Genomic DNA, 25056 nt, shown 5'->3' on the forward strand with positions numbered 1-25056 from the left:
CTCAGTACCAATCAAATTGGTGAAATTAGGGAGAAAACCAAAGCTAGTGGAAAATCTGGTTCAAAACAAGCCTATTATTGAGCTTCGTTCTATCAAAAAATCCTATGGTTCCAACACAATCATTAATGATTTCAATCTAACCATTAATAACGGTGAATTCGTCACAATTCTTGGCCCTTCTGGCTGTGGTAAAACGACAGTTTTGCGTTTATTAGCGGGTTTAGAAGAATTAGATGAAGGTCATATTATTTTGGACGGTGAGAACATTACTAATGTTCCGGCGGAAAAACGCCACATTAATACCGTATTCCAAAGTTATGCATTATTCCCGCATATGACTATTTTTGATAACGTGGCTTTTGGTTTGCGTATGCAAAAAGTGGCAGAAAGCGAGATTAAACCTCGTGTTCTGGATGCATTGCGTATGGTGCAATTAGAGGAAATGGCCGACCGTAAACCAGCTCAACTTTCTGGTGGTCAGCAACAACGTATCGCGATTGCTCGTGCTGTTGTGAATAAGCCAAAAGTGTTGCTACTGGATGAATCTTTATCTGCGCTGGATTATAAGTTACGTAAACAAATGCAAAACGAACTTAAACAATTACAGCGTCAACTTGGCATTACCTTTATTTTCGTTACCCACGATCAAGAAGAAGCGATCACCATGTCTGACCGTATCGTCTTGTTGCGTAAAGGTAAAATTGCACAAGATGGTTCACCACGTGAAATCTATGAAGATCCAGCCAACTTATTCGTCGCTCGCTTCATTGGTGAAATTAACGTATTTGATGCCACTGTAATTGAACGTAAATCTGACGATGAGCTACTTGCTAACGTAGAAGGTCGAGTATGTGATATCCATACAAGCATTTCCGCTGAAAAAGGTCAAAAACTACAAGTGTTATTACGCCCAGAAGATATTGTGATTGAAGAGCTTGACGAAAATGAACACTCAAATGCAATTATTGGTCGCATTGTGGATCGTACCTATAAAGGGATGACACTTGAGTCTACAGTGGAATTTGATCACAACGGTAAACGCGTATTAGTGAGCGAGTTCTTTAACGAAGATGACCCACATATGGATCACAGCGTTGGTCAACGTGTAGGTATTACATGGCACGAAGGTTGGGAGGTTGTACTCAACGATGAAGATAATCAATAATAAATTCCAGAAAATTACTGTTGCAATTATCTTCAGTTGGTTAATCTTCTTTGTGCTAATTCCAAACTTATTAGTATTAACCGTAAGTTTTTTAACCCGAGATGGTAGCGACTTTTATGCTTTGCCATTTACTTTAGATAACTACACTAACCTGTTTAATCCGCTTTATGCGCAGGTTGTGTGGAATTCATTGTATATGTCTGGCATTGCGACGATTATTTGCTTACTCATTGGCTATCCATTTGCCTTTATGGTCAGCAAAATTAATCCAAAATATCGTCCATTTTTGTTATTCCTCGTGGTATTACCATTCTGGACAAATTCACTGATTCGTATCTATGGGATGAAAGTCTTCCTTGGTGTGAAAGGTGTGTTAAATACCATGTTAATGGATATGGGCATTTTGAGTGAGCCTATTCGTATTTTAAATACCGAAGTAGCTGTAATCATTGGTTTAGTGTATCTCCTTTTACCATTTATGATTCTACCGCTCTACTCTGCTATTGAAAAATTAGATGGACGCTTATTAGAAGCGGCAAGAGATTTAGGCGCGAATGCGGTTCAACGTTTCTTCCGTGTTATTTTGCCATTAACCATGCCAGGTATCGTAGCGGGTTGTTTATTAGTATTACTACCTGCAATGGGTATGTTCTACGTAGCTGACTTACTTGGTGGTGCGAAAGTATTATTAGTCGGTAACGTGATTAAGAGTGAATTCTTAATTTCCCGTAACTGGCCATTCGGTTCAGCAATCAGTATCGGCTTAACCATCTTAATGGCATTATTGATTTTCGTTTACTATCGTGCAAATAAATTGTTGAATAAGAAAGTGGAGTTAGAATAATGAGCCGTTTACTACGTAATATTTTTATGTTTGTGGTATACGCTTATTTGTATATCCCAATTATTATCTTGGTAACTAACTCCTTTAACGAAGACCGTTATGGTTTAAGTTGGAAAGGCTTTAGTTGGAACTGGTATGAGCGTTTATTTAATAACGATACCTTAATCCAAGCTGCGTTCCACTCTGTCACTATTGCTTTCTTTGCTGCAACGTTAGCGACTATTGTGGGTGGTTTAACCGCAATTGCGCTTTATCGCTATCGTTTCCGTGGTAAACAAGCAGTAAGCGGTATGTTATTTATCGTCATGATGTCACCAGATATCGTAATGGCGGTTTCTCTACTTGCCTTATTCATGGTTGTAGGGATTTCGCTTGGTTTCTGGTCATTATTATTGGCACACGTAACGTTCTGTTTACCTTATGTTACCGTAACGATTTTCTCTCGCTTAAATGGCTTTGATGCAAGAATGCTTGAAGCAGCGAAAGATTTAGGTGCTAGCGAAGTCACTATTTTGCGTAAAATTATCCTACCACTTGCTTTACCTGCAGTGGTATCAGGTTGGTTATTAAGCTTTACTATTTCATTAGATGATGTTGTTGTATCCTCTTTCGTAAGTGGTGTAAGCTATGAAATCCTACCGTTGCGTATCTTCTCACTTGTAAAAACAGGTGTAACACCAGAAGTAAACGCATTAGCAACGATTATGATTGTGCTTTCATTAGGATTAGTAATTTTAAGTCAATTAGTTACACGCAAAAATAATCATTAAACATTGATATAAAAAGGTTTCACAAATCTTTTAAGATCAAATAAAATACGCCTTGACGCACAATCAAGGCGTTTTTTTATACCTGCATTAATGCAGGTGGTTTTTTACCCCTCTTTTACGGAGAACAAAGAAAAATGAAAAAATTTGCAGGTTTGCTTACTGCCGGTTTAGTTGCCGCTACATTAACTGCTTGTAACGACAAAGAAGCCAAGTCTGATGCAACAAAAGCACAGGCTCCAGCAAATGATACTGTGTACTTATATACTTGGACTGAATACGTACCAGATGGCCTTTTAGATGACTTCACAAAAGAAACTGGTATCAAAGTTATCGTAGCAAGTCTTGAATCCAATGAGACGATGTATGCTAAAATGAAAACCCAAGGTGATGCAGGCGGTTATGATGTTATTGCTCCATCTAACTACTTTGTATCTAAAATGGCACGCGAAGGTATGCTACAAGAATTAGATCACAGTAAATTACCTGTTATCAAAGAATTAGACCCTGATTGGCTCAACAAACCTTATGACAAAGGCAATAAATACTCACTTCCTCAGTTGTTAGGTGCGCCAGGTATTGCATTTAATACCAATACCTATAAAGGTTCTGACTTCACTTCTTGGGGTGATTTCTGGAAACCTGAATATGCAAACAAAATCCAATTATTGGATGATGCGCGTGAAGTATTCAATATTGCGTTATTAAAAATTGGTCAAGATCCAAATACCAAAGATCCAGCAATTATCAAGCAAGCTTATGAAGAGTTATTGAAATTACGTCCAAACGTACTTTCTTTCAATTCTGATAACCCTGCAAACTCTTTCATCTCTGGTGAAGTAGAATTAGGTCAATTATGGAATGGTTCTGTACGTATCGCGAAAAAAGAACAAGCGCCATTAAATATGGTGTTCCCAAAAGAAGGTCCTGTTCTTTGGGTTGATACTTTAGCGATTCCTAAAACCTCTAAAAACCCAGATGGTGCACACAAGTTAATTAACTACTTGTTAGGTGCAAAAGCAGCGGAGAAATTGACTTTAGCGATCGGTTACCCAACAGCTAACCTTGAAGCGAAAAAAGTACTTCCAAAAGAAATTACAGAAGATCCATCTATCTATCCACCAGCAGAAATTCTTCAAAAAAGCTACTGGCAAGATGATGTAGGTGATGCGATTCAATATTATGAACAGTATTACCAAGAGTTAAAAGCAGCAAAATAATGCGCTTTTAAGTGATAACAAAAAGTGCGGTCAAATTTGACCGCACTTTTTTATATTTACCATTTTCGAAGAAACTATTTATAGCGTTTTTTGGATGCGTTTTTATCTTGCTCTTGTAAACGTTCAAGTTTTTCTTTAATTTGAATTTCCATCCCTCGATTAGTTGGGAAATAATACTGGGTATCTTTCAGTTCCGGTGGAAAGTAATTTTCCCCAGCGGCATAAGCATTAGGTTCATCATGAGCATAACGATATTCAGCGCCATAGCCTAATTCTTTCATTAAAGCCGTTGGCGCATTACGTAAATGAGGTGGCACATCAAAATCAGGAAACGCTTTCGCATGCTGTTTGGCAGCATTAAATGCTTTATAAACCGCATTACTCTTCGGTGCTACCGCTAAATAAATAATGGCTTGCGCAATAGCCCGTTCTCCTTCATAGGCGCCCACTCTCGTAAAACAATCCCAAGCTGCGAGAGCCACTTGCATTGCGCGAGGATCAGCATTGCCGACATCTTCTGAGGCAATCGCTAATAAACGTCTTGCAACATAAAGAGGATCGCCACCTGCGGTAATAATTCGTGCATACCAATAAAGTGCAGCATCGGCTGCCGAGCCACGAATGGATTTATGTAAAGCAGAAATCAAATCATAGAAGCGATCACCTTGTTTATCAAAACGCGCTTGTCTCTCACCTAATACTTCTTTCAACAAAGTGCGGTCTAATTTTTTACCGTTTTCTGTTTCAGAAGCCATATCCACCATCAATTCAAGACAATTTAAAGCCAAGCGCGCATCACCATTCACATATTCGGCTAATACCTGTAGCAAATTCTCTTCTAAAACTAACCGCTCTTTACCTAATCCTCGCTCAGGTTCAGAAATCGCCTGTTTTAGAACTTGTTCGACTTCAGTAACTGTCAATGATTTGAGTAGATAAACTCTCGCACGAGAAAGCAATGCATTATTTAATTCAAAGGAAGGATTTTCCGTTGTCGCACCAATAAAAATAATCGTACCATCTTCAATATGTGGCAAAAATGCATCTTGTTGGCTTTTGTTAAAGCGATGTACTTCATCCACAAATAAAATCGTTTGGCGATCTGCAAGTCGATTTTGTTTCGCTCGCTCAATTGATTCTCGAATTTCTTTCACACCGCTTGTTACCGCGGAAATTCGTTCAACTTCTGCATTGATACGATGAGCAATAATTTCCGCCAGTGTTGTTTTACCTGTACCCGGCGGTCCCCACAGAATCATAGAATGAACATGCCCCGCTTGAATTGCTTTACGAAGCGGCTTTCCTTCCCCAATTAAATGCGTCTGCCCATAATATTGCTCCAAATTAGTTGGTCGCATACGGGCAGCTAAAGGGCGAAAGTCATTTTCAGCAAAATCAAAATTAAGATTAGACATATTCTTTCCTTAATAAGCAAAAGGTGTGAAAATTATCATTCACACCTTATGGATTATTTTTTACCTTTACGTTGGTCATCCAATTCTACACCTTTCGGTACGCTAAATTGGAATAAGCTATCCGCTAAGGTTTGGTTTGTAATGTTGCGCAATACATAAAGATTGGTTTGACCATCTTTTTCTGTAGTGCTGAAATTTTTTAACACACCATTTGCATCGACACGAATATCAAATTGTTTAATATTGCTATTTTTTGCCTTTGGTTTTAACACAAAGGTATCCGCATTCTGTGTCACTGAATATTGATTCCAGTGGCTTTTATCATTACTGGTTAAAAGTACGAAAGGTGTATTATTGACAGCATCTTTCACCCATTGAGCGGTAACTTGTTGCACGAATGGATCGTAATACCAAAGGGTTTTACCATCTGCAATAATTTGTGTTTCTTGTGGTGATTTGGTATCCATACGGAAAAGATTTGGACGTTTAATTTGAAGTTTTCCACTTCCTTGTTGGACGTTTTTACCGCCAACAGAGGTCACAGTTTGAGCAAAATCAGCACTCAATACTGTCACTTGATTTAAGCGATTTTGTAGCTCATCTGCCGCATCCGCAAAAGCAAAACTACTCGCACTCAACAGTGCAGTAAGTGCGGTCATTTTTAATAATGTTTTTTTCATTCTACTTTCCTTTTTGTAAAGTGAAACTTAAGAGAATTAATATTCGGAACGTCGAGCTAAAATTTCTCGTTTTCCATTTTTCATTGGGCCTAAAATGCCTTGTTCTTCAAGCTGATCCATAATTCGAGCTGCTCGGTTAAACCCAACACTAAATTTACGTTGAACATAAGAAGTCGATGTATTGCCTGTGCTTAAGACAAACTCAACGACGTCATCAAATAATGCATCAAGATCGCCACTACTTGTCGTTGATTTTTCACCTGAGTCTTCATCATCCGCGCCATCTAAAATGCCATCAATATAATTCGGTTTACCACGTGCACGCCAATCGTCTGCCACACGTGCTACCTCATCATCACTCATAAAGGCACCGTGTACACGAACGAGATCCGAAGAACCTTGGCCTGAATATAACATGTCACCACGACCCAATAAGGCCTCTGCACCGCCCTGATCCAGAATCGTTCTAGAGTCAATTTTACTTGCTACAGTAAAGGCGATACGGCTTGGAATATTAGCCTTAATCAAACCTGTGATTACATCTACTGATGGGCGTTGTGTGGCTAAAATCAAGTGAATACCAATTGCACGAGCTTTTTGTGCTAAGCGCGCAATTAACTCTTCAATTTGTTTACCCGCAACCATCATTAAGTCCGCAAACTCATCAACGATCACAACAATATAACTCAATTTTTCTAATGGAGGCGGCATCTTATCCATTGTATCGCCAGGCTTCCAAATTGGGTTTGGAATTGGCATATTGAGTTTTTCATATTCTTCAATTTTTTCGTTATACCCTTCAATGTTACGCACACGTAAGGCTGACAACAATTGATAGCGGCGTTCCATTTCTTCTACGCACCAACGCAGTGCATTTGCCGCTTTTTTCATATCCGTTACCACTGGGGTAAGCAAGTGTGGGATATCGTTATAAATAGAAAGCTCAACCACTTTCGGGTCTATCATAATAAATTTCACTTGATCCGGTGTTACACGGAAAAGCAAGCTTAAAATCATGGTGTTCACACCAACAGACTTACCTGAACCTGTTGAACCCGCAACAAGTAAGTGAGGCATTTTAGCCAAATCAACTACAACAGGTTTTCCGCTAATATCTTTCCCCAAAGCCATTGAAAGCAATGATGTTGAGGAACGGAATTCATTACTGTCGAGCACATCACGCAATGGCACTATTTGACGGTGAGCATTCGGTGTTTCAATACCAATATAAGGTTTACCTGGAATCACTTCCGCCACACGGATCGCACGGAACATCAACGCACGTGCTAAATCGGTATCAATGCTTGTTACTTTGGATGCTTTTACACCCGGCTGTAATTCAAGTTCATAGCGAGTCACCACTGGCCCTACTAACACATCTTGTACCGTTGCTTTGACATTAAAATTCTTCAATTGTTGTTCTATACGTGCGGATGTGTCTAAAATTTCTTCACGCGTAATATCTTGAGCCTGTGTAGGGCGATGCTCAAGTAAATCTAAACTTGGTAATGGTGTCGTTGGTTTTTCACGTTTATTCGTTGGTTGTTGGAATGCTGGGTGAATAAGCGTATCAGAATACGGCTTATAGGTTGTTTCAGTTGCATTCTCAATATGAATTTCACGCGCTTTAGGTGCTGAAACTGCCGGTTCATTTAAGATCACTTTTAATGCATCTTCAGCATTCGCAGCTTTTGCTCGCACTTCCATTTCTTGCAAACGCGCTTGTTCTTGTGCGGCAAACTGACGTGCTAATTCATCTTCTAAACCATCATTTTCTGATTCTAAAGGTTCATCATAAGTTGGATAAAGTGCGGTCGTATTTTCAGGCGTTTTAAGTGATACTTTTGGCATCACATTTTCTTCAAAAATGTCATCTGATTCGTCCACACTTTGATGATTCACTTGCGGATTTTTCCATGTTGCTGAAAAATCTTCTTTTGTCGGTAATTCAACGGAAGAATTGGCAGAGATAGACACATTCGGTAAATTATCAGATTCAACCGTGAAACCTTTAAACTTATCTTCTAATTTTTCAACATCTGCAGGTTCTGAAACACTCGGAGAGGATAACCCACTGATATTAATTAGCTGCTCAGGCTTAACAAAGGTATTTTCAGACTCATCCTCTTTTTTATCTTCTGCTGATTCTGTTTCCAATTGAGAATCAGAAAAAGCGAGTTGTTGAGGTGCCTCAATCACAATTTGTTCAAGATCATCTACAGAAGTATGCTCTGCATGCTCCTCTTCTGCCGGCTGATTTTTCATGGTTAGCCAATGGTAGAATCTCACAATTAAACGAATTAATGATGCACCAGAACAGAAAATAAAGCCTACAACTGCGCAGATAAAGCCCACTAAAATACAGCCAAACTTACCGAGCGTAGGATATAAATTTACCACTAAGCTGCCACCAAACACGCCGCCAGCTAAATAGTAGTTCGTATTTGAAAGCAGCAGCGTTGCCATCATGGTTAAGCCAACGATGAGAGCAATAAAGCCAAAGGAACGTAATGCAATTCGAGTTGCCGAGAGAGAATGAACCGCTTTGGTTTTCAGTAAATAAATCGGTACAATGAAAATGACAAACGGAATGAGATGACCTACATAGCCGAGAAAAACAAAAAACGCATCAATTAACCAAGCACCAAAAGCACCGGCTTTATTAATGGTTTCAGTTTGAAAGCTTGCCGTCGACCAAGAGTTATCTAATGGCGTATAGCTTGACCATGCCACGATTAAATATAAACCTAAAAGTGCGGTCAATCCGAGTAATAATTCTGCTAAATATTGTTTCGGTGTAAATCGTTTTGTAATTCGTTTAATCATTTTTATTTTAGTACGAGATAATTAGTTTGTTTCACTTCTTCCATGACGACATAAGTTCGGGTGTCATTCACACCAGGTAAGCGCAATAATGTAGTACCTAATAATTTTCGATATGCCGCCATATCTGCCACACGTGTTTTGAGTAAATAATCGAAATCGCCTGATACCAAATGACATTCGAGAATTTCATCAAGCGCTTGAATCGCAGCATTAAACTCTTCGAAAACATCTGGTTTACCGCGCACAAGCGTGATTTCAACGATCACCAATAAAGGGGCATCCAGTAATTCAGGATTTAGTAGTGCGCGATAGCCCATAATCACACCTTGTTTTTCTAGGCGTTTTACCCTTTCTAAACAAGGCGTTGGCGATAACCCCACTTTCTTTGATAAATCGATATTAGAGATTTTACCGTTGCGTTGTAATTCATTTAAGATTTTGATATCAATACTATCCAACGCTTTATTTAATTTCTTTTCCATAACCTTTCCTTATGTACGGCGCATATTCTATCTAATTTATCAAAAACTTTCAGTAATCAGACAACAATAGGACAACGTTTTTTTAGAAATTATCCAAAATAGCAAGTGCATCAGAGAGTTTTTTCACCGTAAAAACTTCCATATTTTCGACCGCACTTTTTGGCTTGTTGGCAAAAGGCACAATCGCACGTTTAAAGCCATGTTTTGCCGCTTCACTAATACGTTCTTGACCACTGGTCACCGGGCGAATTTCACCCGCTAACCCTACTTCACCAAAGACAACTAAATCTTGTGGTAATGGTCGATTACGGAAACTGGAAATTAATGCAAGTAATAACGCAAGATCTGCCCCTGTCTCCCCGACTTTTACCCCACCAACAACATTCACAAAGACATCTTGATCCGACATTTGTAATCCACCATGACGATGCAATACCGCAAGCAATAAGGCTAAACGATTTTGCTCTAACCCCACCGCCACACGACGCGGATTTGCAAGCATAGAATGATCCACCAATGCTTGAATTTCGACTAAAAGCGGACGAGTGCCTTCCCACAGTACCATCACGGAACTACCTGGTGTTTGTTCATCGCCTCGACTTAAGAAAATCGCCGATGGATTTTTCACCTCGCGCAAGCCCTGCTCTGTCATACCAAATACGCCCAGCTCATTCACCGCACCAAAACGGTTTTTATGGCTACGTAACGTACGGAAACGGGAATCTGCCTCCCCTTCCAGTAATAACGAACAGTCAATGGCATGTTCCAATACTTTTGGACCTGCAAGGGTGCCATCTTTCGTGACGTGTCCAACCATAATGATGGCGACTTGTCGGGTTTTCGCATAACGAGTCAGAAAAGAGGCACATTCACGCACTTGTGCCACACTTCCTGGAGAAGATTGAATATCCGAAAGATGCATAACCTGGATCGAGTCTACTACAATAATTTGAGGTTTCAGCTGATCCGCTAGATTACAAATTTGCTCAACAGATGTTTCAGATAACATATTTAATTTATCTGTCGGCAGATTCAAGCGATTAGCTCGCATTGCCACCTGTTGAAGTGACTCTTCCCCTGTCACATAAAGTGCGGTCATATTTTTCGCTAATCCGCACATCACTTGAAGTAACAAGGTACTTTTCCCCGCACCAGGATGACCACCAATTAAAATGGCACTCCCCGGCACGATCCCGCCACCTAGCACGCGATCTAATTCTTTAAATCCACTGGTGAAACGCGGTGTTTCTTGTAAGCTAATTTCAGAAAGCGTTTGGATTTTTGCGCGAGTTTCTCCTGCATACCCGCTAAAACGATCATTTTTTGTGGAATTTGAGGCTGAAATTAGCCGCACTTCACTGATCGTATTCCATGCTTTACAGGCAGAACATTGCCCTTGCCAGCGCGAAAATTCCGCGCCACAATCATTACATACATAAGCGGTTTTAGGAGCTTTTGCCATTTTTACTATCCTTTAGAGAACCCGTTTTACGCCATCAACATCATTAAACCAAGCATTCTTTCAAAATACGCTCGGCTCTTTAGTAATGCTTTTAACTTTTCAATAGTTTGAACGTTATCTTTTGTCTCACTATGAAAGGTAATCAAGCCTTTAATTTCATTTAGGAAAAACTGATTACTTGCTAATAACTCAGCTGATTGACTTTCTTCCAGTTTTTCAAACAAGGCTTTGTTGTCATCATAATAATGATAAAGGTTAAAAAATGCGCCCACACGCTCAACGGTTTTCATAAAATCGAAAGCAAACACATCTGTTGGGAATGAAAGCGTTTCTTCAATTAATTGCTGTTCCATTTTCATGACCGCACTCAATTTCTGGCGAGAATCTACCGCACTTCCCTCACGTTCCTCTTTTAAGAAATCACGCCATTTATTTAACCAATCAATTAAAAGAGGTTTGCTACCTAATTGATAGCCACGTTTTGCTTTGCTTGCTGAACTAAAATAAACATCCTGTTCAAAAGGTAAAAGTGAGACAAAATGGAAAAGATCTGAAACAAGCCCTTCTTTTAATTCAAATTCAATTTCACAGATAGGCTGTGTTTTCTCCCCAGACAGAATCTTCCCTTGATCAAAAGCCACTTCAATTTTTGATGCACCAAATGCAATTAACCAAAAAGTGCGGTTAAAATCTGTTGAGAAAATCGGTTGTAATGTAGCGGAAGGTAAGTTTTCAAATGGATACAATGAGGTTAATTGTTCCGTTGTAGGTACGGAATTATCAGGTATAGATAAATTGTATTCTGGACGGCTATGCAATCCGCCAACCACTTTTCCATCTGTTTTTAAAGTGAGGGTAAAATCATTATTTTCCTGACGGACACGCAATCCCATTTTTTGTTTAGCCAAAAAATGATCCGGATAATCGAAATAGGTATTTCCCAGAAAGACTGTATTTTGTTCTAAGATTTTGAATTGATTGAGATGTGTTTTTAAGGTATCTAAAGCATCAGAGGTAACTGCAAGCTTTAATTCAACTTCATTACTCATTTTATTTTTCCTTATCAATTTTAACTGTTTAAATATACATATAATTTTATACAAATCAAGATCTTTTTCGTGTATTTCCTTATAAAATCAGGTAATATGCAACCGAAATTTTAACCCTTGTTATGGAGTAAAACACCTATGGCAATGAATAATATTCTCGGATTATTTGCCCATTCTCCTTTAAAACCACTGCAGAAACATTCTGACAAAGTTACTGAATGTTGTGATTTATTAATTCCATTCTTCCAACATACCTTTGTAAAACAATGGGATGATGCAGAAAAAACACGTCTAGATATTTCTCAATGTGAACGTGAAGCAGATAGTTTAAAACGCGAAATCCGTTTGAAATTACCTCGCGGTTTATTTTTACCCATTGATCGTACCGATTTACTCGAATTAGTTACCCAACAAGACAAATTAGCTAACTATGCTAAAGACATTGCTGGTCGTATGATTGGTCGCCAATTTGGAATTCCTGAAGAAATGCAGGAAGAATTTTTGCACTATGTGAAACGTAGTTTAGATTCTATTCATCAAGCTCATTTAGTGATTGAAGAAATGGATAAACTACTTGAAACCGGTTTTAAAGGCCGTGAATTAAAGTTAGTGAACCATATGATTCAAGAGCTAGACAGCATTGAAGATGATACGGATCAAATGCAAATTAAATTGCGTAAAATGCTCTACACGATTGAAAGTCGTTATAACCCTATTGATGTGATGTTCTTATATAAAATCATCGAATGGGTAGGCGTATTAGCCGATCAAGCTCAACGTGTTGGATCTCGCATCGAATTGATGCTAGCCCGTTCCTAATTTTGACGACATTAACTACAACATAGGAAATCACTATGGAAATTATTAATGCATACGGTTCGTGGTTAGTCTTAATTACTGCGGTATTCGGTTTTTTTATGGCATTTGGTATTGGTGCCAACGACGTATCAAACTCAATGGGCACCTCAGTTGGTTCTGGGACCATTACAGCCAAACAAGCAATTATTATTGCCCTCATTTTTGAATCTGCCGGCGCGTATTTAGCTGGTGGCGAAGTAACTGAAACCATCAAAAGTGGTGTGATCGACCCAACTCAATTTGTCGAGATGCCTGATGTATTGGCATTAGGGATGCTTTCTGCTCTCTTTGCATCGGGAGCTTGGTTGTTTATCGCCACCAAAATGGGTTGGCCCGTTTCAGGTACTCACACCATCATCGGGGCTTTAATTGGTTTTGCTTGTATTACGATTGGCCCAAGTTCTGTTGACTGGTCTACTATCGGCGGGATTGTGGGAAGTTGGTTTATCACCCCGGTGATTGCTGGGCTTTTAGCTTATACCATCTTTGCAAGTATCCAGAAACTCATTTTCGATACAGAAGAACCGCTGAAAAACGCACAAAAATACGGTCCTTACTACATGGCAATTACCGTATTCGTACTTTGTATCGTTACCATGGCAAAAGGTTTAAAACACGTTGGTTTAAATCTTTCCAACAATGAAACGCTCGTTATTTCATTGCTTATCAGTGTTGTTGGTATGATCTTCTGCCATTTTTACTTCCGCAGCAAAGCATTTACTGCAAAAGCAAGAAAAGGATCATTCGGATCGGTTGAAAAGATTTTTAGTATCTTAATGCTTCTAACCGCTTGTGCAATGGCATTCGCACATGGGTCTAATGACGTAGCTAACGCAATTGGTCCGCTTTCTTCTGTAGTATCAATCGTGCAAAATGGCGGGAAAATCCTCAGTGGTGGTGATTTAGCTTGGTGGATTTTACCTTTAGGTGCATTAGGTATCGCCGTTGGTCTTATCGCAATGGGACAAAAAGTGATGGCAACCGTAGGATCAGGTATTACCGATTTAACCCCAAGTCGTGGTTTTGCTGCACAATTTGCAACTGCGATGACTGTTGTTGTGGCATCGGGTACGGGTTTACCAATCTCTACTACACAAACTTTAGTGGGTGCAATCTTAGGTATCGGTTTCGCACGTGGTATTGCAGCGCTTAACTTAACGGTTATCCGTAACATCATTAGTTCATGGGTTGTAACGTTACCTGCTGGTGCATTCTTTGCGATTGTGATTTTCTACATCCTTCGCGCGATTTTCCACTAGTATAATTATTAAAAGTGCGGTTATTTTTCATTTCATTTTCCAACCGCACTTTGTTCATGAATCTAGGAAGTATTATGTCAAAAGTGAGCAAACTTTTATTTTCTTGTGTTCTATTGGGCTCAACCATTGGAACAGTTCAAGCTGAAACGCAATATGTGACAGAAAATCTGAACACCTATTTACGCCGTGGTGCAGGTGATCAATTTAAGATCGCGGGGGCAATCCAATCTGGCGAAGCGGTAACAGTCTTGGAACAACAAGGAAAATACACCCTAATTCGTGATAATAAAAATCGTGAAGCTTGGATTTTAACTTCTGAACTAAGTACTACACCAAGTAGCCGTGAAGAAAATCCGAAATTAAAAGCACAGGTACAAGAATTAACGTTAAAACTGAATCGCGTCGATTCAGATTGGCAACAACGTACAAACGAAATTCAACGCCGTAGTAAACAAGCGGAACAACAAAGCAGTGAATTGCTTGAACAAAATTCACAACTTAAACGTGAATTAGAAATGACGAAAAACAAAAATCGTGATTTAGAAGCGATGCTTGATGCTAATAAACGCGAAATTGCAATTCAATGGTTTATTTATGGTGGTTCTGTGTTAGGCGTAGGTTTGTTAATAGGTCTCGTGTTACCTCACATTTTACCTAGACGTAAACGCCGTGATAACTGGTAATGATTCATCGTTGAGGTAGGCATTTGCCTACCTTTTCTTTATATTTTGACGGGAGAGCAAAATGGAAATTTATCTTGTCGGCGGTGCAGTACGTGATCAACTTTTAGGTTTGCCGATTAAAGATCGTGACTGGGTTGTCGTGGGCGCTACACCAGAAATGTTGTTAACTCAAGGTTACCAACAAGTTGGCAAAGACTTCCCCGTTTTTCTCAATCCTGAAAACCATGAAGAATATGCACTTGCTCGTACAGAACAAAAATCAGGTAAAGGTTACACCGGATTTATTTGTGATTTTTCAGATGAGATTACGCTTGAACAAGATTTAATTCGCCGAGATCTTACCATTAATGCCATTGCCCAAGACAAAGATGGCAAGCTGCACGATCCTTATCATGGTGTAGAGGATATTCATCAACGTATTTTACGTCATATCTCACCTGCTTTTGCTGAAGATCCACTGCGTGTATTACGTGTTGCACGCTTTGCGGCTCGCTTTCATCATTTAGGTTTTTCTATTGCCGAAGAAACCCTTAAATTAATGGCTGAACTCACTGAACAAGGTGAGCTCGCTCACCTAACGGCTGAGCGAGTTTGGATGGAAACAGAAAAAGCATTAAACGAACAGCATCCTGAAATTTATTTTGAAACGCTACATCAAGTCGGCGCACTCAAAATACTTTTCCCTGAGATTGCCGCCTTAGACGGTGTACCGAATCCAGCCAAATATCATCCTGAAATTGATAGTTTTATTCATACCATGCTCGTATTGCAACAAGCGGTTAAACTCACAGAAAATACCAATTTGAATAAAAGTGCGGTTCGTTTTGCAGCAATTTGTCACGATCTAGGTAAAGCCTTTACACCAAAAGAAATGTGGCCAAGTCATCATGGTCATGAAAAAGCGGGGATTAAACCAACTCGCTCATTATGCAAACGCCTTAGAGTGCCTAATTATATTCAAGAATTATCCGAATTAACTTGTGAATATCATACGCATGTACATAAAGCCTTAGAACTTCGCCCTGAAACAGTGGTGAAACTCTTTAATACGTTTGATGTTTGGCGTAAACCTCAGCGCTTCAAAGAATTTCTATTAGTATGTTTATCTGATACTCGCGGACGAACGGGCTTTAAAAATAAAGAATATCCCCAAATTGATTATCTCAAAGCGCTTTATCAAGCTGCCCTTGCTGTTGATGTACAGCAAGTCATTGCAGATGGTTTTGAAAAACAAGGTATTCGAGATGAATTAACGCGTCGAAGAATTACCGCGGTGAAAGCAGAGAAAACACGCTTAAATGCTTAATCCATCTTTACTAAAAGTAAACTAACCCTTACAATATGTGCAATTTTTTAGTAAATATTTTGTTATGAAATTATTAAAATCTCTTCTAGCACCTGTATTTGCAAGTGTGATCTTATCCGCTTGTACTCTTGATGCAGAGCGCCCAACAGATGTTCAACATATCGATAAAAACGATATTACGTGGCAACAGCACCTCAAAAAAATCAAACAAATTCAATCTTATAGCACCAAAGGACAAATTGGTTACATCAGTCCACAAGAGCGTTTTTCGAGCCGCTTTGAGTGGCAATATCAAAATCCGAAAGCCTATAAGTTAAAACTTTATTCTCTGATTAGCAAAACGACACTAACTATGGAAATGCATCCAAACGGGATGACGATTTCAGATAATAAAGGCAACCAACAATCGGATAAAAATGCCAAATTATTATTACGCGAAATCATCGGAATGGATGTGCCATTAGAGCATTTATCTTATTGGTTAAAAGGTCAGCCAGCGGATAACGCAGATTACCAAGTTGGAACGAATCACCTTTTATCCGAATTTAGCTACCCACTTGATGGCTCGATGTGGACAGCCGATTACTTAAGTTATCATGCAGATAATTCGATGCCTGAAAATATTCTGTTAAAGAACAAAAGTACATCGCAAACCCTAAAAATTCGTGTGGATGAATGGGTGTTCTAATGAAAACACATCACTTTTCGACCGCACTTTCAACTTCTCTTGGAAAGCCTAACCGCTTTCCAAGCCCCGCAAAACTCAATTTATTTCTCTATATAAACGGTAAACTGCCAAGCGGCTACCACGAATTACAAACGCTTTTCCAATTTCTTGATTTTGGCGATTGGCTCACCATTGATATTCGCCAAGATAAACAAATCCACATCACACCAGAAATTCCAGGCTTACCTCTAGAGCAAAACTTAATCTATCGTGCAGCCACGCTCCTACAAGAAAAAACAGGCTGTACACTCGGCGCAACAATTCATTTAGATAAAATTCTGCCAATGGGCGGTGGTATTGGGGGCGGTTCATCCAATGCAGCAACTACTCTCCTTGCTTTAAACTATTTATGGCAAACCCATTTATCCATTGATGAACTTGCTGAGCTCGGACTAAAACTTGGTGCAGATGTCCCCATCTTTGTTCATGGCCAAGCCGCTTTTGCAGAAGGCGTAGGTGAAAAAATCCAATACTGTGAACCACAAGAAAAATATTATGTGGTACTAAAACCCGAGACTGCGATTTCTACTGCAATGGTCTTTAGTGATCCCGATTTGCCTCGCAATACAGAAAAAAGATCCCTTGCCGAACTTTTGAATCAACCATTTGCAAACGATTGCGAAAAAGTCGTGCGAACTCAATATCCTGAAGTTGAAAAAGCCCTACTATGGTTGCTACAATATGCACCAGCCAGATTAACCGGAACCGGGGCTTGTGTTTTTGCTGAATTTGATGATGAAAAATCAGCACAAGCTGTTTTCCAACAAAAACCGAAGGAATTTTTCGGCTTTGTTGCTAAAGGATTAAACGTTTCACCATTACATGTGATGTTGAAACAACTCTCGACCAACCAATCTATCTACACTCAACCTGAGGTTATATAAAATGCCAGACATTAAACTCTTTGCTGGAAATGCTACGCCTGAGCTAGCGAAAAAGATTTCTGAACGTCTTTACATTTCATTAGGCGATGCCACTGTTGGACGCTTTAGCGATGGTGAAATCCAAGTGCAAATTAATGAAAATGTGCGTGGTGCAGACGTGTTTATTATTCAATCTACTTGTGCACCAACGAATGACAACCTGATGGAATTGATTGTAATGGTTGATGCTTTACGTCGTGCATCTGCCGGCCGTATTACTGCCGTTGTTCCTTATTTTGGTTATGCTCGTCAAGATCGTCGTGTGCGTTCTGCTCGTGTTCCAATCACTGCAAAAGTGGTGGCAGATTTACTTTCAACTGTAGGGATTGACCGCGTATTAACTTGTGACTTACACGCAGAGCAAATCCAAGGTTTCTTTGATGTACCTGTTGATAACGTATTCGGTTCACCAGTTTTACTTGATGACATCTTGAAGAAAACGGATCTTGTCAATCCTATCGTTGTTTCTCCAGATATCGGTGGTGTTGTTCGTGCTCGTGCAGTTGCGAAATTATTAAATGATACAGAGATGGCGATTATCGATAAACGTCGTCCACGCGCAAACGTATCACAAGTTATGCATATTATCGGGGATGTTGCAGATCGTGATTGTATCCTTGTGGATGATATGATTGATACAGGTGGTACATTATGTAAAGCGGCTGAAGCATTAAAAGAACGCGGTGCAAAACGCGTATTTGCTTACGCAACTCACGCCGTATTCTCTGGCGCAGCTGCACAACATTTAGCGAGTGATGCCATTGATGAAATCGTGGTAACGGATACCGTTCCACTTTCACCTGAAATGAAAGCACTTGGTAAAGTACGCGTGCTGACTCTTTCAACTATGCTTGCTGAAGCAATTCGTCGTATCAGCAATGAAGAATCTATTTCAGCAATGTTTGAATAATTCTTTCGCTTAGCATTCATTTTAAAAGTGCGGTCAGAAAATCCAGTGTTTTTTGACCGCACTTTTTTATGCTGAGACTAAAAATAAGGCAAAAAAAAGTGCCCCACTGGGGCACTACTCGGAAAGCAAAATAGATGTCGGCTATTTAAAAATAGCACTTGTTTTTAGTGGTTTAAGAATACGGCAAAGTCCTTTATATTGCAAATAGCAATGTTCAAATTTGTGAGCTAAATCACGCTTTTTCTTCACTTTTTTATGTTTAATCGTTTTTGTATAAAAAAAGAGGAGCATACAGCTCCTCTTCTCTAGAAATAGAATTAAATTAACCGTTAATAAATTTTTCGCCTAATTCAATATCTGCACGCAATGTTGGTAACATTGCTTCTAAAGCTTCTTGTTCAAATTTGCTTAAGGTACCGATTGGTAAAATTTCTTCTACACCTTCTTTACCTAAACGTACTGGTTGAGCGAAGAAACGTGCATATTTACCGTCACCTTCCACATAAGTACATTCAACCACAGTTTCGCCACTTAAGCCTTTCACTAATGAACGCGCAAAACGTGCTGCAGCTTGAGCCATAGAAAGTGTCGCAGAACCGCTACCTGCTTTTGCTTCAACCACTTCAGTACCTGCATTTTGGATACGTTTTGTTAAAGGTGCAATTTCCTCTTCTTTCCACTCAGCATATTGAACTTGTGAAAGTAATGGAAGAATAGTTACACCTGAGTGGCCGCCAATTACCGGTACGCTTGTACGAGAAACATTTAAGCCTTTTAATTCAGATACGAATGTTTCAGAACGTAACACGTCTAAAGTAGTGACACCGAATAATTTACGCTTGTCGTAAACACCCGCTTTTTTCAATACTTCTGCAGCAATCGCAACAGTCGTGTTCACAGGGTTGGTGATAATACCTACACAAGCTTTTGGACAAGTTTTTGCAACATGTTCAATTAAGTTACGCACGATACCCGCATTGATGTTGAAAAGATCTGAACGATCCATACCCGGTTTACGTGCAACCCCTGCAGAAATTAAAACGACATCAGCACCTTTAAGTGCAGGTGTTGGATCTTCTCCCGCAAAACCTTCTACTTTCACCGCTGTTGGAATATGACTCACATCTTTAGCCACACCTGGTGTCACTGGTGCAATATCATAAAGTGCTAATTCACTTTCAGCGGGTAATTGTAATTTAAGTAATAAGGCTAATGCTTGACCAATACCGCCTGCTGCGCCTAATACTGCAACTTTCATAAAATACTCCTCATGTATTAATTAATCCTAACTAGGTAGAATTTTAAAGTCTTAGTCATTAAATTACAAACAGAGAAATTCAATAATGCGATCTAGCTCAAACTTTTCAAACTGTAAATTTATTTTAATTGCTTAAAATGAATTTTTATGCAATTCTTATGCAAATTCCCCTATATGAGAATAACTATGTCAGATCAATTAACAAAAGCATTTAAAGAACTGCTCCATCAAGAACGATTTGCTTCTCAGAGTGAAATTGTTGACGCCTTAAAAAACCAAGGATTTCAAAGCATTAACCAGTCTAAAGTTTCACGCATGCTAAGTAAATTTGGTGCAGTTCGTGCGAGAAATACGAAAATGGAAATGGTGTATTGCTTACCAAGCGAATTAAGTGTACCCGCCACCAGCAGTCCATTGAAAAATCTGGTTTTAGATATTGATCATAATGATTTTGTTATCGTCATTAAAACCTCTCCAGGTGCGGCACAGTTGATTGCTCGCTTATTGGATTCCATTGGTAAACCCGAAGGCATTTTAGGCACGATTGCAGGAGATGACACTATTTTTGTGACACCAACAAAAGAGACAACAATCAAATCGCTTTTAGGACAAATTCAAACGCTCTTTGAAAGCAATCTATAATGAATATCTTAGTGACCGGTGGAACGGGATTTGTTGGGAAACCCTTAGTTGAATCGCTACTTTCACGTGGCGATAGCGTTACCGTATTAACTCGCTCTATTGAAAAAGCCCAAATTATTTTTCCTGAAAAAACACCACAATTTTTGACCGCACTTTCAACACTCAAAGATTTGAATGGCTTTGATGCTGTCATAAATCTTGCCGGTGAGCCTATCTTCGATAAAAGATGGACTGTTCAACAAAAAGAGAAACTGCTTCACAGTCGTATTGATTTAACCCAACAGATTGTTCAACTCATTAACCAAAGTGAACATCCGCCTGTATTGATTTCAGGTTCAGCCACCGGAATTTATGGAAACTGTGGCGAAGACCAGATCACTGAAGGCACTCCTCCAGGTAGTCAATTTACCGCACAACTTTGTATTGATTGGGAAAATGCAGCTAAACAAACCAACACAAGAGTCTGTTTAGTGAGAACAGGATTGGTGCTTTCTCCAAAAGGCGACGCTTTTGCTAAAATTCTACCGCTCTATCGCTTTGGATTAGGCGGCAAATTAGGGAATGGCGAGCAATATTGGAGTTGGATTGCGTTAGAGGACATGGTAGAAGGCCTTCTCTTCTTACTTGACCATAATGATTGTGAAGGTGCATTTAATTTTACTGCGCCACATCCTGTTAAAAACAAGACATTCAACCAATTATTAGGTCAAGCACTACATCGACCTTGTTTTGCTCAAGTGCCTCAATTTTTACTCACTTCTCTTCTCGGTGAACGCGCTTGCATTCTATTAGACAGTCAGAATGCCTATCCAAAACATTTGTTAGATTGCGGATTTACATTCCAATACTCAGAATTAAGTGATTACTTTCACAAAATACTTTAAAAAACAAAAGGCTGGTCAAAACCAGCCTTTAATATTTTTCATCGCCATTAAGCTAAATATTCTAAAAATTCCCCTACGGTGTGGAAGGATCCAAATACCAGCACAATGTCATTTTTATCGGCATTTTTAACTGCACTTTGCACACCTTCAGCTACAGAATCTTCAGAAACACTTTTTGCTGATGGGCAAACTGTTGTTAATTTTGCATTTAGATCATCGCCAGATTGACCACGGTAACCGCCTAATGTGACACAATACCATTGGTCAATAACAGATGTCAGTTGATTAAACACCGACTCCGCATCTTTATCTTTCAGCATACCGCAAACAGCAATGATGCGACCTGATATTTGTGCTTTAAGTGCGGTCAATTTTTCGGCTAAATATTTTGCCGCATGGGGATTATGCCCCACATCGATGATCACTTTTGGTAACTGTGAATAAGGGATATTCAAGCGTTCTGCCAGTTTTTCTAGCTGATTACCTTTCAATTGTTGGAAACGACCAACTAATTCCACTTCAATTAATGAACGTTTAATGGTCTCGACAGAAATATCAAAAGGTAATTGCTCAACAGCCGCCAAAGCGGTTGCGGCATTGGCTAATGGAATTTGGCAAAACGGCAAATTTTCTAACCGCACTTTGTTGCTCTGCCACATCCAAGTTTGCTCATTGGCTTTAAACGACCAAGTAACATCTCGACGTGAAACGTGGCAATGTAATTTCTCCGCTTGTTCTAACATAGGTTGCGGGACATTTAGTTCGCCAATCACAACAGGTTTATTCGCACGGAAAATACCTGCTTTTTCAAAGCTAATTTCTTCACGTGTTGAACCTAGAAAATCCGTATGATCAATATCGATACTGGTGATAACGGCCAGATCATTATCGACAATATTGGTTGCGTCCAAACGCCCACCAAGCCCCACTTCTAGAATGACGACATCAAGTTTCGCTTGTTTAAATAAATGCAAAGCCGACAATGTGCTAAATTCAAAATAAGTGAGGGATTGCGTTTTATGCTTTTCGATGAAATCAAAAGAAGCAGTATGCATTTCATCCGGTAAGTCTTGATTTTGAATACGAACCCGCTCGTTATAACACAATAAATGAGGGGAAGAATACACTCCCACACGCAAACCGTGATTTAACAAAATGGTTTCGAGCAAACGGCAAGTCGTGCCTTTGCCATTTGTGCCCCCTACCGTGATCACATAAGGTGCGGGGTCCAAAAGGTCCAGTTCCTCTGCCACTAACTTAATACGCTCTAGCCCTAAATCAATCGCTTTGAAGTGACTGTTTTCCAAATAAGAAAGCCACTCAGCGAGTGGCGAAGTGGCTTTTAAATTCATTGTATTAGGCATTTTCAACAACTTCTACTTCAACAAAAGGTGAAGGTTGATTGGTGAGTTTGCTTAAAAGGTTTCCTAGGGTTGAACGCATTTCTGAACGTTTCACGATCATATCAATCGCCCCTTTCTCAAGTAAGAATTCACTACGTTGGAAGCCTTCCGGTAATTTCTCACGTACAGTTTGTTCGATAACACGTGGGCCTGCAAAACCAATTAATGCTTTTGGCTCAGCGATGTTCACATCACCTAACATGGCAAAACTTGCAGATACCCCACCTAATGTTGGGTCGGTTAATACCGAAATAAACGGCACACCTTTTTCACGCATTTTTGCTAACACCGCACTGGTTTTCGCCATTTGCATTAAGGAGAAAAGTGCTTCTTGCATACGTGCACCACCACTTGCAGAGAAACAAACAAACGGACAATTTAATTCCATTGCTTTTTCTGCCGCTTTCACAAATTTTGCACCCACAACCGATCCCATTGAGCCGCCCATGAAGCTAAAGTTTGAAGCAGCAACAACAATAGGCATATTGTAAAGTGTACCTGTCATTGTGATTAATGCATCTTTTTCGCCCGTTTCTTTTTGAGCTGCAGAAATACGATCTTTATATTTTTTTAAATCTTTAAATTTAAGAATATCTTTTGGTTCTAAATCAGCCGATAGTTCTTGGCTTGAACCTTCATCTAACAAGGCTAAAAGGCGCTCACGAGCATCAATACGCATATGATGACCGCATTTTGGACAAACATATAAATTACGTTTTACTTCTTCACCGTAAAGCACTTGTTCACAAGAGGTACATTTTGTCCAAACCCCTTCTGGTACGTTAGCTTTACGTGATGCAGAGGAAGAGGTTCCTTTGCTAAAAATTCTATCAATCCAGCTCATTTTTTACCTTTTTTATTAACTAGAAAAGTTTGCGTATTTAATCATAATTTAGCGAAATTTGCTAGTCAGATGAGATTATCTTCTAAAAACAATGGCCCTAAATTTTTCTGTGGAATCGCAAATTTTTCAGGGTAAATCACATTAACTAAATACAGCCCTTCTGGTTTCGCTGTTGGCGCGGCCAATTTACGATCTTTTTGCTCTAACAACCATTTCATCCACTCAACGGGTTGATTGCCTGCGCCGACTTCAATCAGGCTTCCCACAATGTTGCGTACCATATGATGCACAAAGGCATTGGCTTGAATATCTACAATAACGTACTGCCCTTTTCGCACCACATTTAAATGATGCACATTTCGCCAAGGGGTATTCGATTGACATTGTGCCGCGCGGAAAGAGGAAAAATCATTTTCCCCCAATAAGAACTGCCCCGCTTGGTGCATTTTCTTTTCGTCTAACTCTAAATGGCAATGAGTAATCCCTTCCGGCAAAATGGCTGAACGTAATTTATTGCAATACAAGATATAACGATAACGACGCGCGGTTGCCGAAAAACGGGCGTGAAATTCATCATCCACCACTTTTGCCCAACTCACTGAAATGTCATCAGGCAAATTCGCATTCGTGCCAAATGCCCATGCTTTTTCGGGGCGAACTGCTGTAGTTTCAAAATGCACCACTTGTCCTGTGCCATGAACACCAGAGTCTGTTCTGCCCGCACAAAACACTTCAATTTTTTCATTTGCCACAAAAGATAACGCTTTTTCTAATTCTTCTTGCACACTGCGCACTTTCTCTTGTCGCTGCCAGCCACAATATTGTTTTCCGTTATATTCAATACCTAAGGCTATCTTCATTGAAAAATACTCCTAAAACGATTTCAAATTTGACCGCACTTTGCCCGAAAAGAAAAAACACCAATAACTCATCATTATTGGTGTTCTTATCACAAGCTAAAAATTAAGCACGTTTGAAGTCAATGTGAACCAATTTTGGTTTGAATGGGTGACGTTGCATTGCTTGAACTTTCACTGCAACTTCTTTACCTTCAACCACTAAAGTGATTACATCGCTATAGAAAGAATCGTGAGCTTGTGCGTTGTTTAATTCATCGTGATTTAAGATGATTGAAACAGGTGCTTCGCTGCCACCATAAATGATTGCAGGGATTTGACCGTTGTGACGCAGGCGGCGGCTCGCACCCTTACCTTGCGCTTGACGAACTTCAGCGTTAAATTTAAATGCCATTTTAATGTTCTCTTGATTAAAAGTTTAAAATAAAAAATTGCAGGCGACCCAGCAATTTTCCTAAATTTGCTCAAAGACAAACTTTGAGAGCGGCAGATTATAAAATATTCAGCCCCACAATGCAAATTTACATAGCAAATTTTTTCTAGGCTTTTCAAGGCAAAGCGATTAAAATGAACCCCAATTTTTAATTAATTT

General features: G+C 39.5%; 24 protein-coding genes. 13 read left to right on the forward strand and 11 right to left on the reverse strand.

Annotated elements, in window-relative coordinates; genetic code table 11:
• The first annotated feature begins 46 nt into the window (after positions 1 to 46).
• The 4 genes from potA (at position 47) to DPV81_RS01545 (ending at position 3996) form a co-directional block, all read left to right on the forward strand.
• A complete protein-coding gene (gene potA, locus DPV81_RS01530; protein ID WP_165818953.1) occupies positions 47 to 1165 on the forward strand; it encodes a spermidine/putrescine ABC transporter ATP-binding protein PotA in 1119 nt (372 codons plus the stop codon).
• Positions 1149 to 2009 carry a spermidine/putrescine ABC transporter permease PotB gene (potB, locus tag DPV81_RS01535; protein WP_005695833.1) on the forward strand — a complete coding sequence of 287 codons (861 nt, stop codon included), beginning with the start codon at positions 1149 to 1151 and terminating at the stop codon, positions 2007 to 2009. Before potA ends, potB begins: the two co-directional genes overlap by 17 nt.
• On the forward strand, positions 2009 to 2779 hold the full coding sequence (gene potC / locus DPV81_RS01540; protein ID WP_005695832.1) for a spermidine/putrescine ABC transporter permease PotC: 771 nt from the start codon (positions 2009 to 2011) through the stop codon (positions 2777 to 2779). Before potB ends, potC begins: the two co-directional genes overlap by 1 nt.
• A 134-nt stretch (positions 2780 to 2913) precedes the next feature.
• Complete coding sequence (locus DPV81_RS01545) at positions 2914 to 3996, forward strand: extracellular solute-binding protein (RefSeq protein ID WP_005698550.1); 1083 nt, start codon at positions 2914 to 2916, stop codon at positions 3994 to 3996.
• 74 nt (positions 3997 to 4070) lie between these two features.
• Here DPV81_RS01545 and DPV81_RS01550 read toward each other — a convergent pair whose 3' ends face one another.
• The 6 genes from DPV81_RS01550 to DPV81_RS01575 form a co-directional block, all read right to left on the reverse strand.
• Entirely contained in the window at positions 4071 to 5411 is a 1341-nt protein-coding gene (locus tag DPV81_RS01550) for a replication-associated recombination protein A (RefSeq protein WP_111386373.1), read from the reverse strand.
• A gap of 53 nt (positions 5412 to 5464) precedes the next feature.
• Positions 5465 to 6091 carry an outer membrane lipoprotein periplasmic chaperone LolA gene (gene lolA, locus DPV81_RS01555; protein WP_049365952.1) on the reverse strand — a complete coding sequence of 209 codons (627 nt, stop codon included), beginning with the start codon at positions 6089 to 6091 and terminating at the stop codon, positions 5465 to 5467.
• Between the two features lie 36 nt (positions 6092 to 6127).
• Positions 6128 to 8917, reverse strand: a complete 2790-nt coding sequence (locus DPV81_RS01560) for a DNA translocase FtsK (protein WP_111386375.1) — start codon at positions 8915 to 8917, stop codon at positions 6128 to 6130.
• A 2-nt stretch (positions 8918 to 8919) separates the two neighbouring features.
• Positions 8920 to 9399, reverse strand: a complete 480-nt coding sequence (gene lrp, locus DPV81_RS01565) for a leucine-responsive transcriptional regulator Lrp (RefSeq protein WP_005695827.1) — start codon at positions 9397 to 9399, stop codon at positions 8920 to 8922.
• An 82-nt stretch (positions 9400 to 9481) separates the two neighbouring features.
• Positions 9482 to 10861, reverse strand: a complete 1380-nt coding sequence (gene radA, locus DPV81_RS01570) for a DNA repair protein RadA (RefSeq protein ID WP_049368973.1) — start codon at positions 10859 to 10861, stop codon at positions 9482 to 9484.
• 26 nt (positions 10862 to 10887) lie between these two features.
• Positions 10888 to 11910 carry a CYTH domain-containing protein gene (locus DPV81_RS01575; protein ID WP_111386377.1) on the reverse strand — a complete coding sequence of 341 codons (1023 nt, stop codon included), beginning with the start codon at positions 11908 to 11910 and terminating at the stop codon, positions 10888 to 10890.
• Between the two features lie 138 nt (positions 11911 to 12048).
• Between DPV81_RS01575 and DPV81_RS01580 the strand changes: the two genes are divergently transcribed.
• From DPV81_RS01580 to DPV81_RS01610, 7 genes are all read left to right on the forward strand, one after another.
• Entirely contained in the window at positions 12049 to 12729 is a 681-nt protein-coding gene (locus tag DPV81_RS01580; protein ID WP_049365956.1) for a TIGR00153 family protein, read from the forward strand.
• A 35-nt stretch (positions 12730 to 12764) separates the two neighbouring features.
• The gene (locus DPV81_RS01585) at positions 12765 to 14027 is read left to right on the forward strand and encodes an inorganic phosphate transporter (RefSeq protein ID WP_111386379.1); all 1263 of its coding nucleotides are present in this window, start codon (positions 12765 to 12767) and stop codon (positions 14025 to 14027) included.
• Positions 14028 to 14101: 74 nt separating this feature from the next.
• A complete protein-coding gene (locus DPV81_RS01590; RefSeq protein WP_111386381.1) occupies positions 14102 to 14710 on the forward strand; it encodes a TIGR04211 family SH3 domain-containing protein in 609 nt (202 codons plus the stop codon).
• Between the two features lie 61 nt (positions 14711 to 14771).
• Entirely contained in the window at positions 14772 to 16016 is a 1245-nt protein-coding gene (locus DPV81_RS01595; RefSeq protein ID WP_111386383.1) for a multifunctional CCA addition/repair protein, read from the forward strand.
• Between the two features lie 64 nt (positions 16017 to 16080).
• Positions 16081 to 16704 carry a lipoprotein insertase outer membrane protein LolB gene (gene lolB, locus DPV81_RS01600; RefSeq protein ID WP_111386385.1) on the forward strand — a complete coding sequence of 208 codons (624 nt, stop codon included), beginning with the start codon at positions 16081 to 16083 and terminating at the stop codon, positions 16702 to 16704.
• Positions 16704 to 17627 carry a 4-(cytidine 5'-diphospho)-2-C-methyl-D-erythritol kinase gene (gene ispE / locus DPV81_RS01605; protein WP_111386387.1) on the forward strand — a complete coding sequence of 308 codons (924 nt, stop codon included), beginning with the start codon at positions 16704 to 16706 and terminating at the stop codon, positions 17625 to 17627. The genes lolB and ispE overlap by 1 nt, the downstream gene beginning before the upstream one ends.
• Before the next feature lies 1 nt (position 17628).
• Complete coding sequence (locus DPV81_RS01610) at positions 17629 to 18576, forward strand: ribose-phosphate pyrophosphokinase (protein ID WP_005698775.1); 948 nt, start codon at positions 17629 to 17631, stop codon at positions 18574 to 18576.
• A gap of 322 nt (positions 18577 to 18898) precedes the next feature.
• Here the strand turns inward: DPV81_RS01610 and mdh are convergent, their stop codons facing one another.
• Positions 18899 to 19834, reverse strand: a complete 936-nt coding sequence (mdh, locus tag DPV81_RS01615; protein WP_111386389.1) for a malate dehydrogenase — start codon at positions 19832 to 19834, stop codon at positions 18899 to 18901.
• Positions 19835 to 20020: 186 nt separating this feature from the next.
• Here mdh and argR point away from each other — a divergent pair, with 186 nt between their 5' ends.
• Together argR and DPV81_RS01625 are read left to right on the forward strand one after the other, a co-directional pair.
• A complete protein-coding gene (gene argR / locus DPV81_RS01620; protein WP_111386391.1) occupies positions 20021 to 20476 on the forward strand; it encodes a transcriptional regulator ArgR in 456 nt (151 codons plus the stop codon).
• On the forward strand, positions 20476 to 21360 hold the full coding sequence (locus DPV81_RS01625; RefSeq protein WP_111386393.1) for a TIGR01777 family oxidoreductase: 885 nt from the start codon (positions 20476 to 20478) through the stop codon (positions 21358 to 21360). Before argR ends, DPV81_RS01625 begins: the two co-directional genes overlap by 1 nt.
• Before the next feature lie 47 nt (positions 21361 to 21407).
• On the opposite strand, the gene folC is transcribed toward DPV81_RS01625, so the two are convergent.
• The 4 genes from folC to rplY all read right to left on the reverse strand — a co-directional run bounded on the left by folC (position 21408) and on the right by rplY (position 24858).
• Complete coding sequence (gene folC / locus DPV81_RS01630) at positions 21408 to 22712, reverse strand: bifunctional tetrahydrofolate synthase/dihydrofolate synthase (RefSeq protein WP_111386594.1); 1305 nt, start codon at positions 22710 to 22712, stop codon at positions 21408 to 21410.
• A gap of 4 nt (positions 22713 to 22716) precedes the next feature.
• A complete protein-coding gene (gene accD / locus DPV81_RS01635) occupies positions 22717 to 23607 on the reverse strand; it encodes an acetyl-CoA carboxylase, carboxyltransferase subunit beta (RefSeq protein ID WP_049381001.1) in 891 nt (296 codons plus the stop codon).
• Positions 23608 to 23672: 65 nt separating this feature from the next.
• Positions 23673 to 24467: a tRNA pseudouridine(38-40) synthase TruA gene (gene truA, locus DPV81_RS01640; RefSeq protein ID WP_111386395.1), complete on the reverse strand. Its 795-nt coding sequence runs from the start codon at positions 24465 to 24467 to the stop codon at positions 23673 to 23675.
• 103 nt (positions 24468 to 24570) lie between these two features.
• On the reverse strand, positions 24571 to 24858 hold the full coding sequence (gene rplY / locus DPV81_RS01645; protein ID WP_005698823.1) for a 50S ribosomal protein L25: 288 nt from the start codon (positions 24856 to 24858) through the stop codon (positions 24571 to 24573).
• Between the last annotated feature and the right edge of the window lie 198 nt (positions 24859 to 25056).

This window comes from Haemophilus parainfluenzae, assembly GCF_003252795.1.
Lineage (GTDB): Bacteria > Pseudomonadota > Gammaproteobacteria > Enterobacterales > Pasteurellaceae > Haemophilus_D > Haemophilus_D parainfluenzae_K.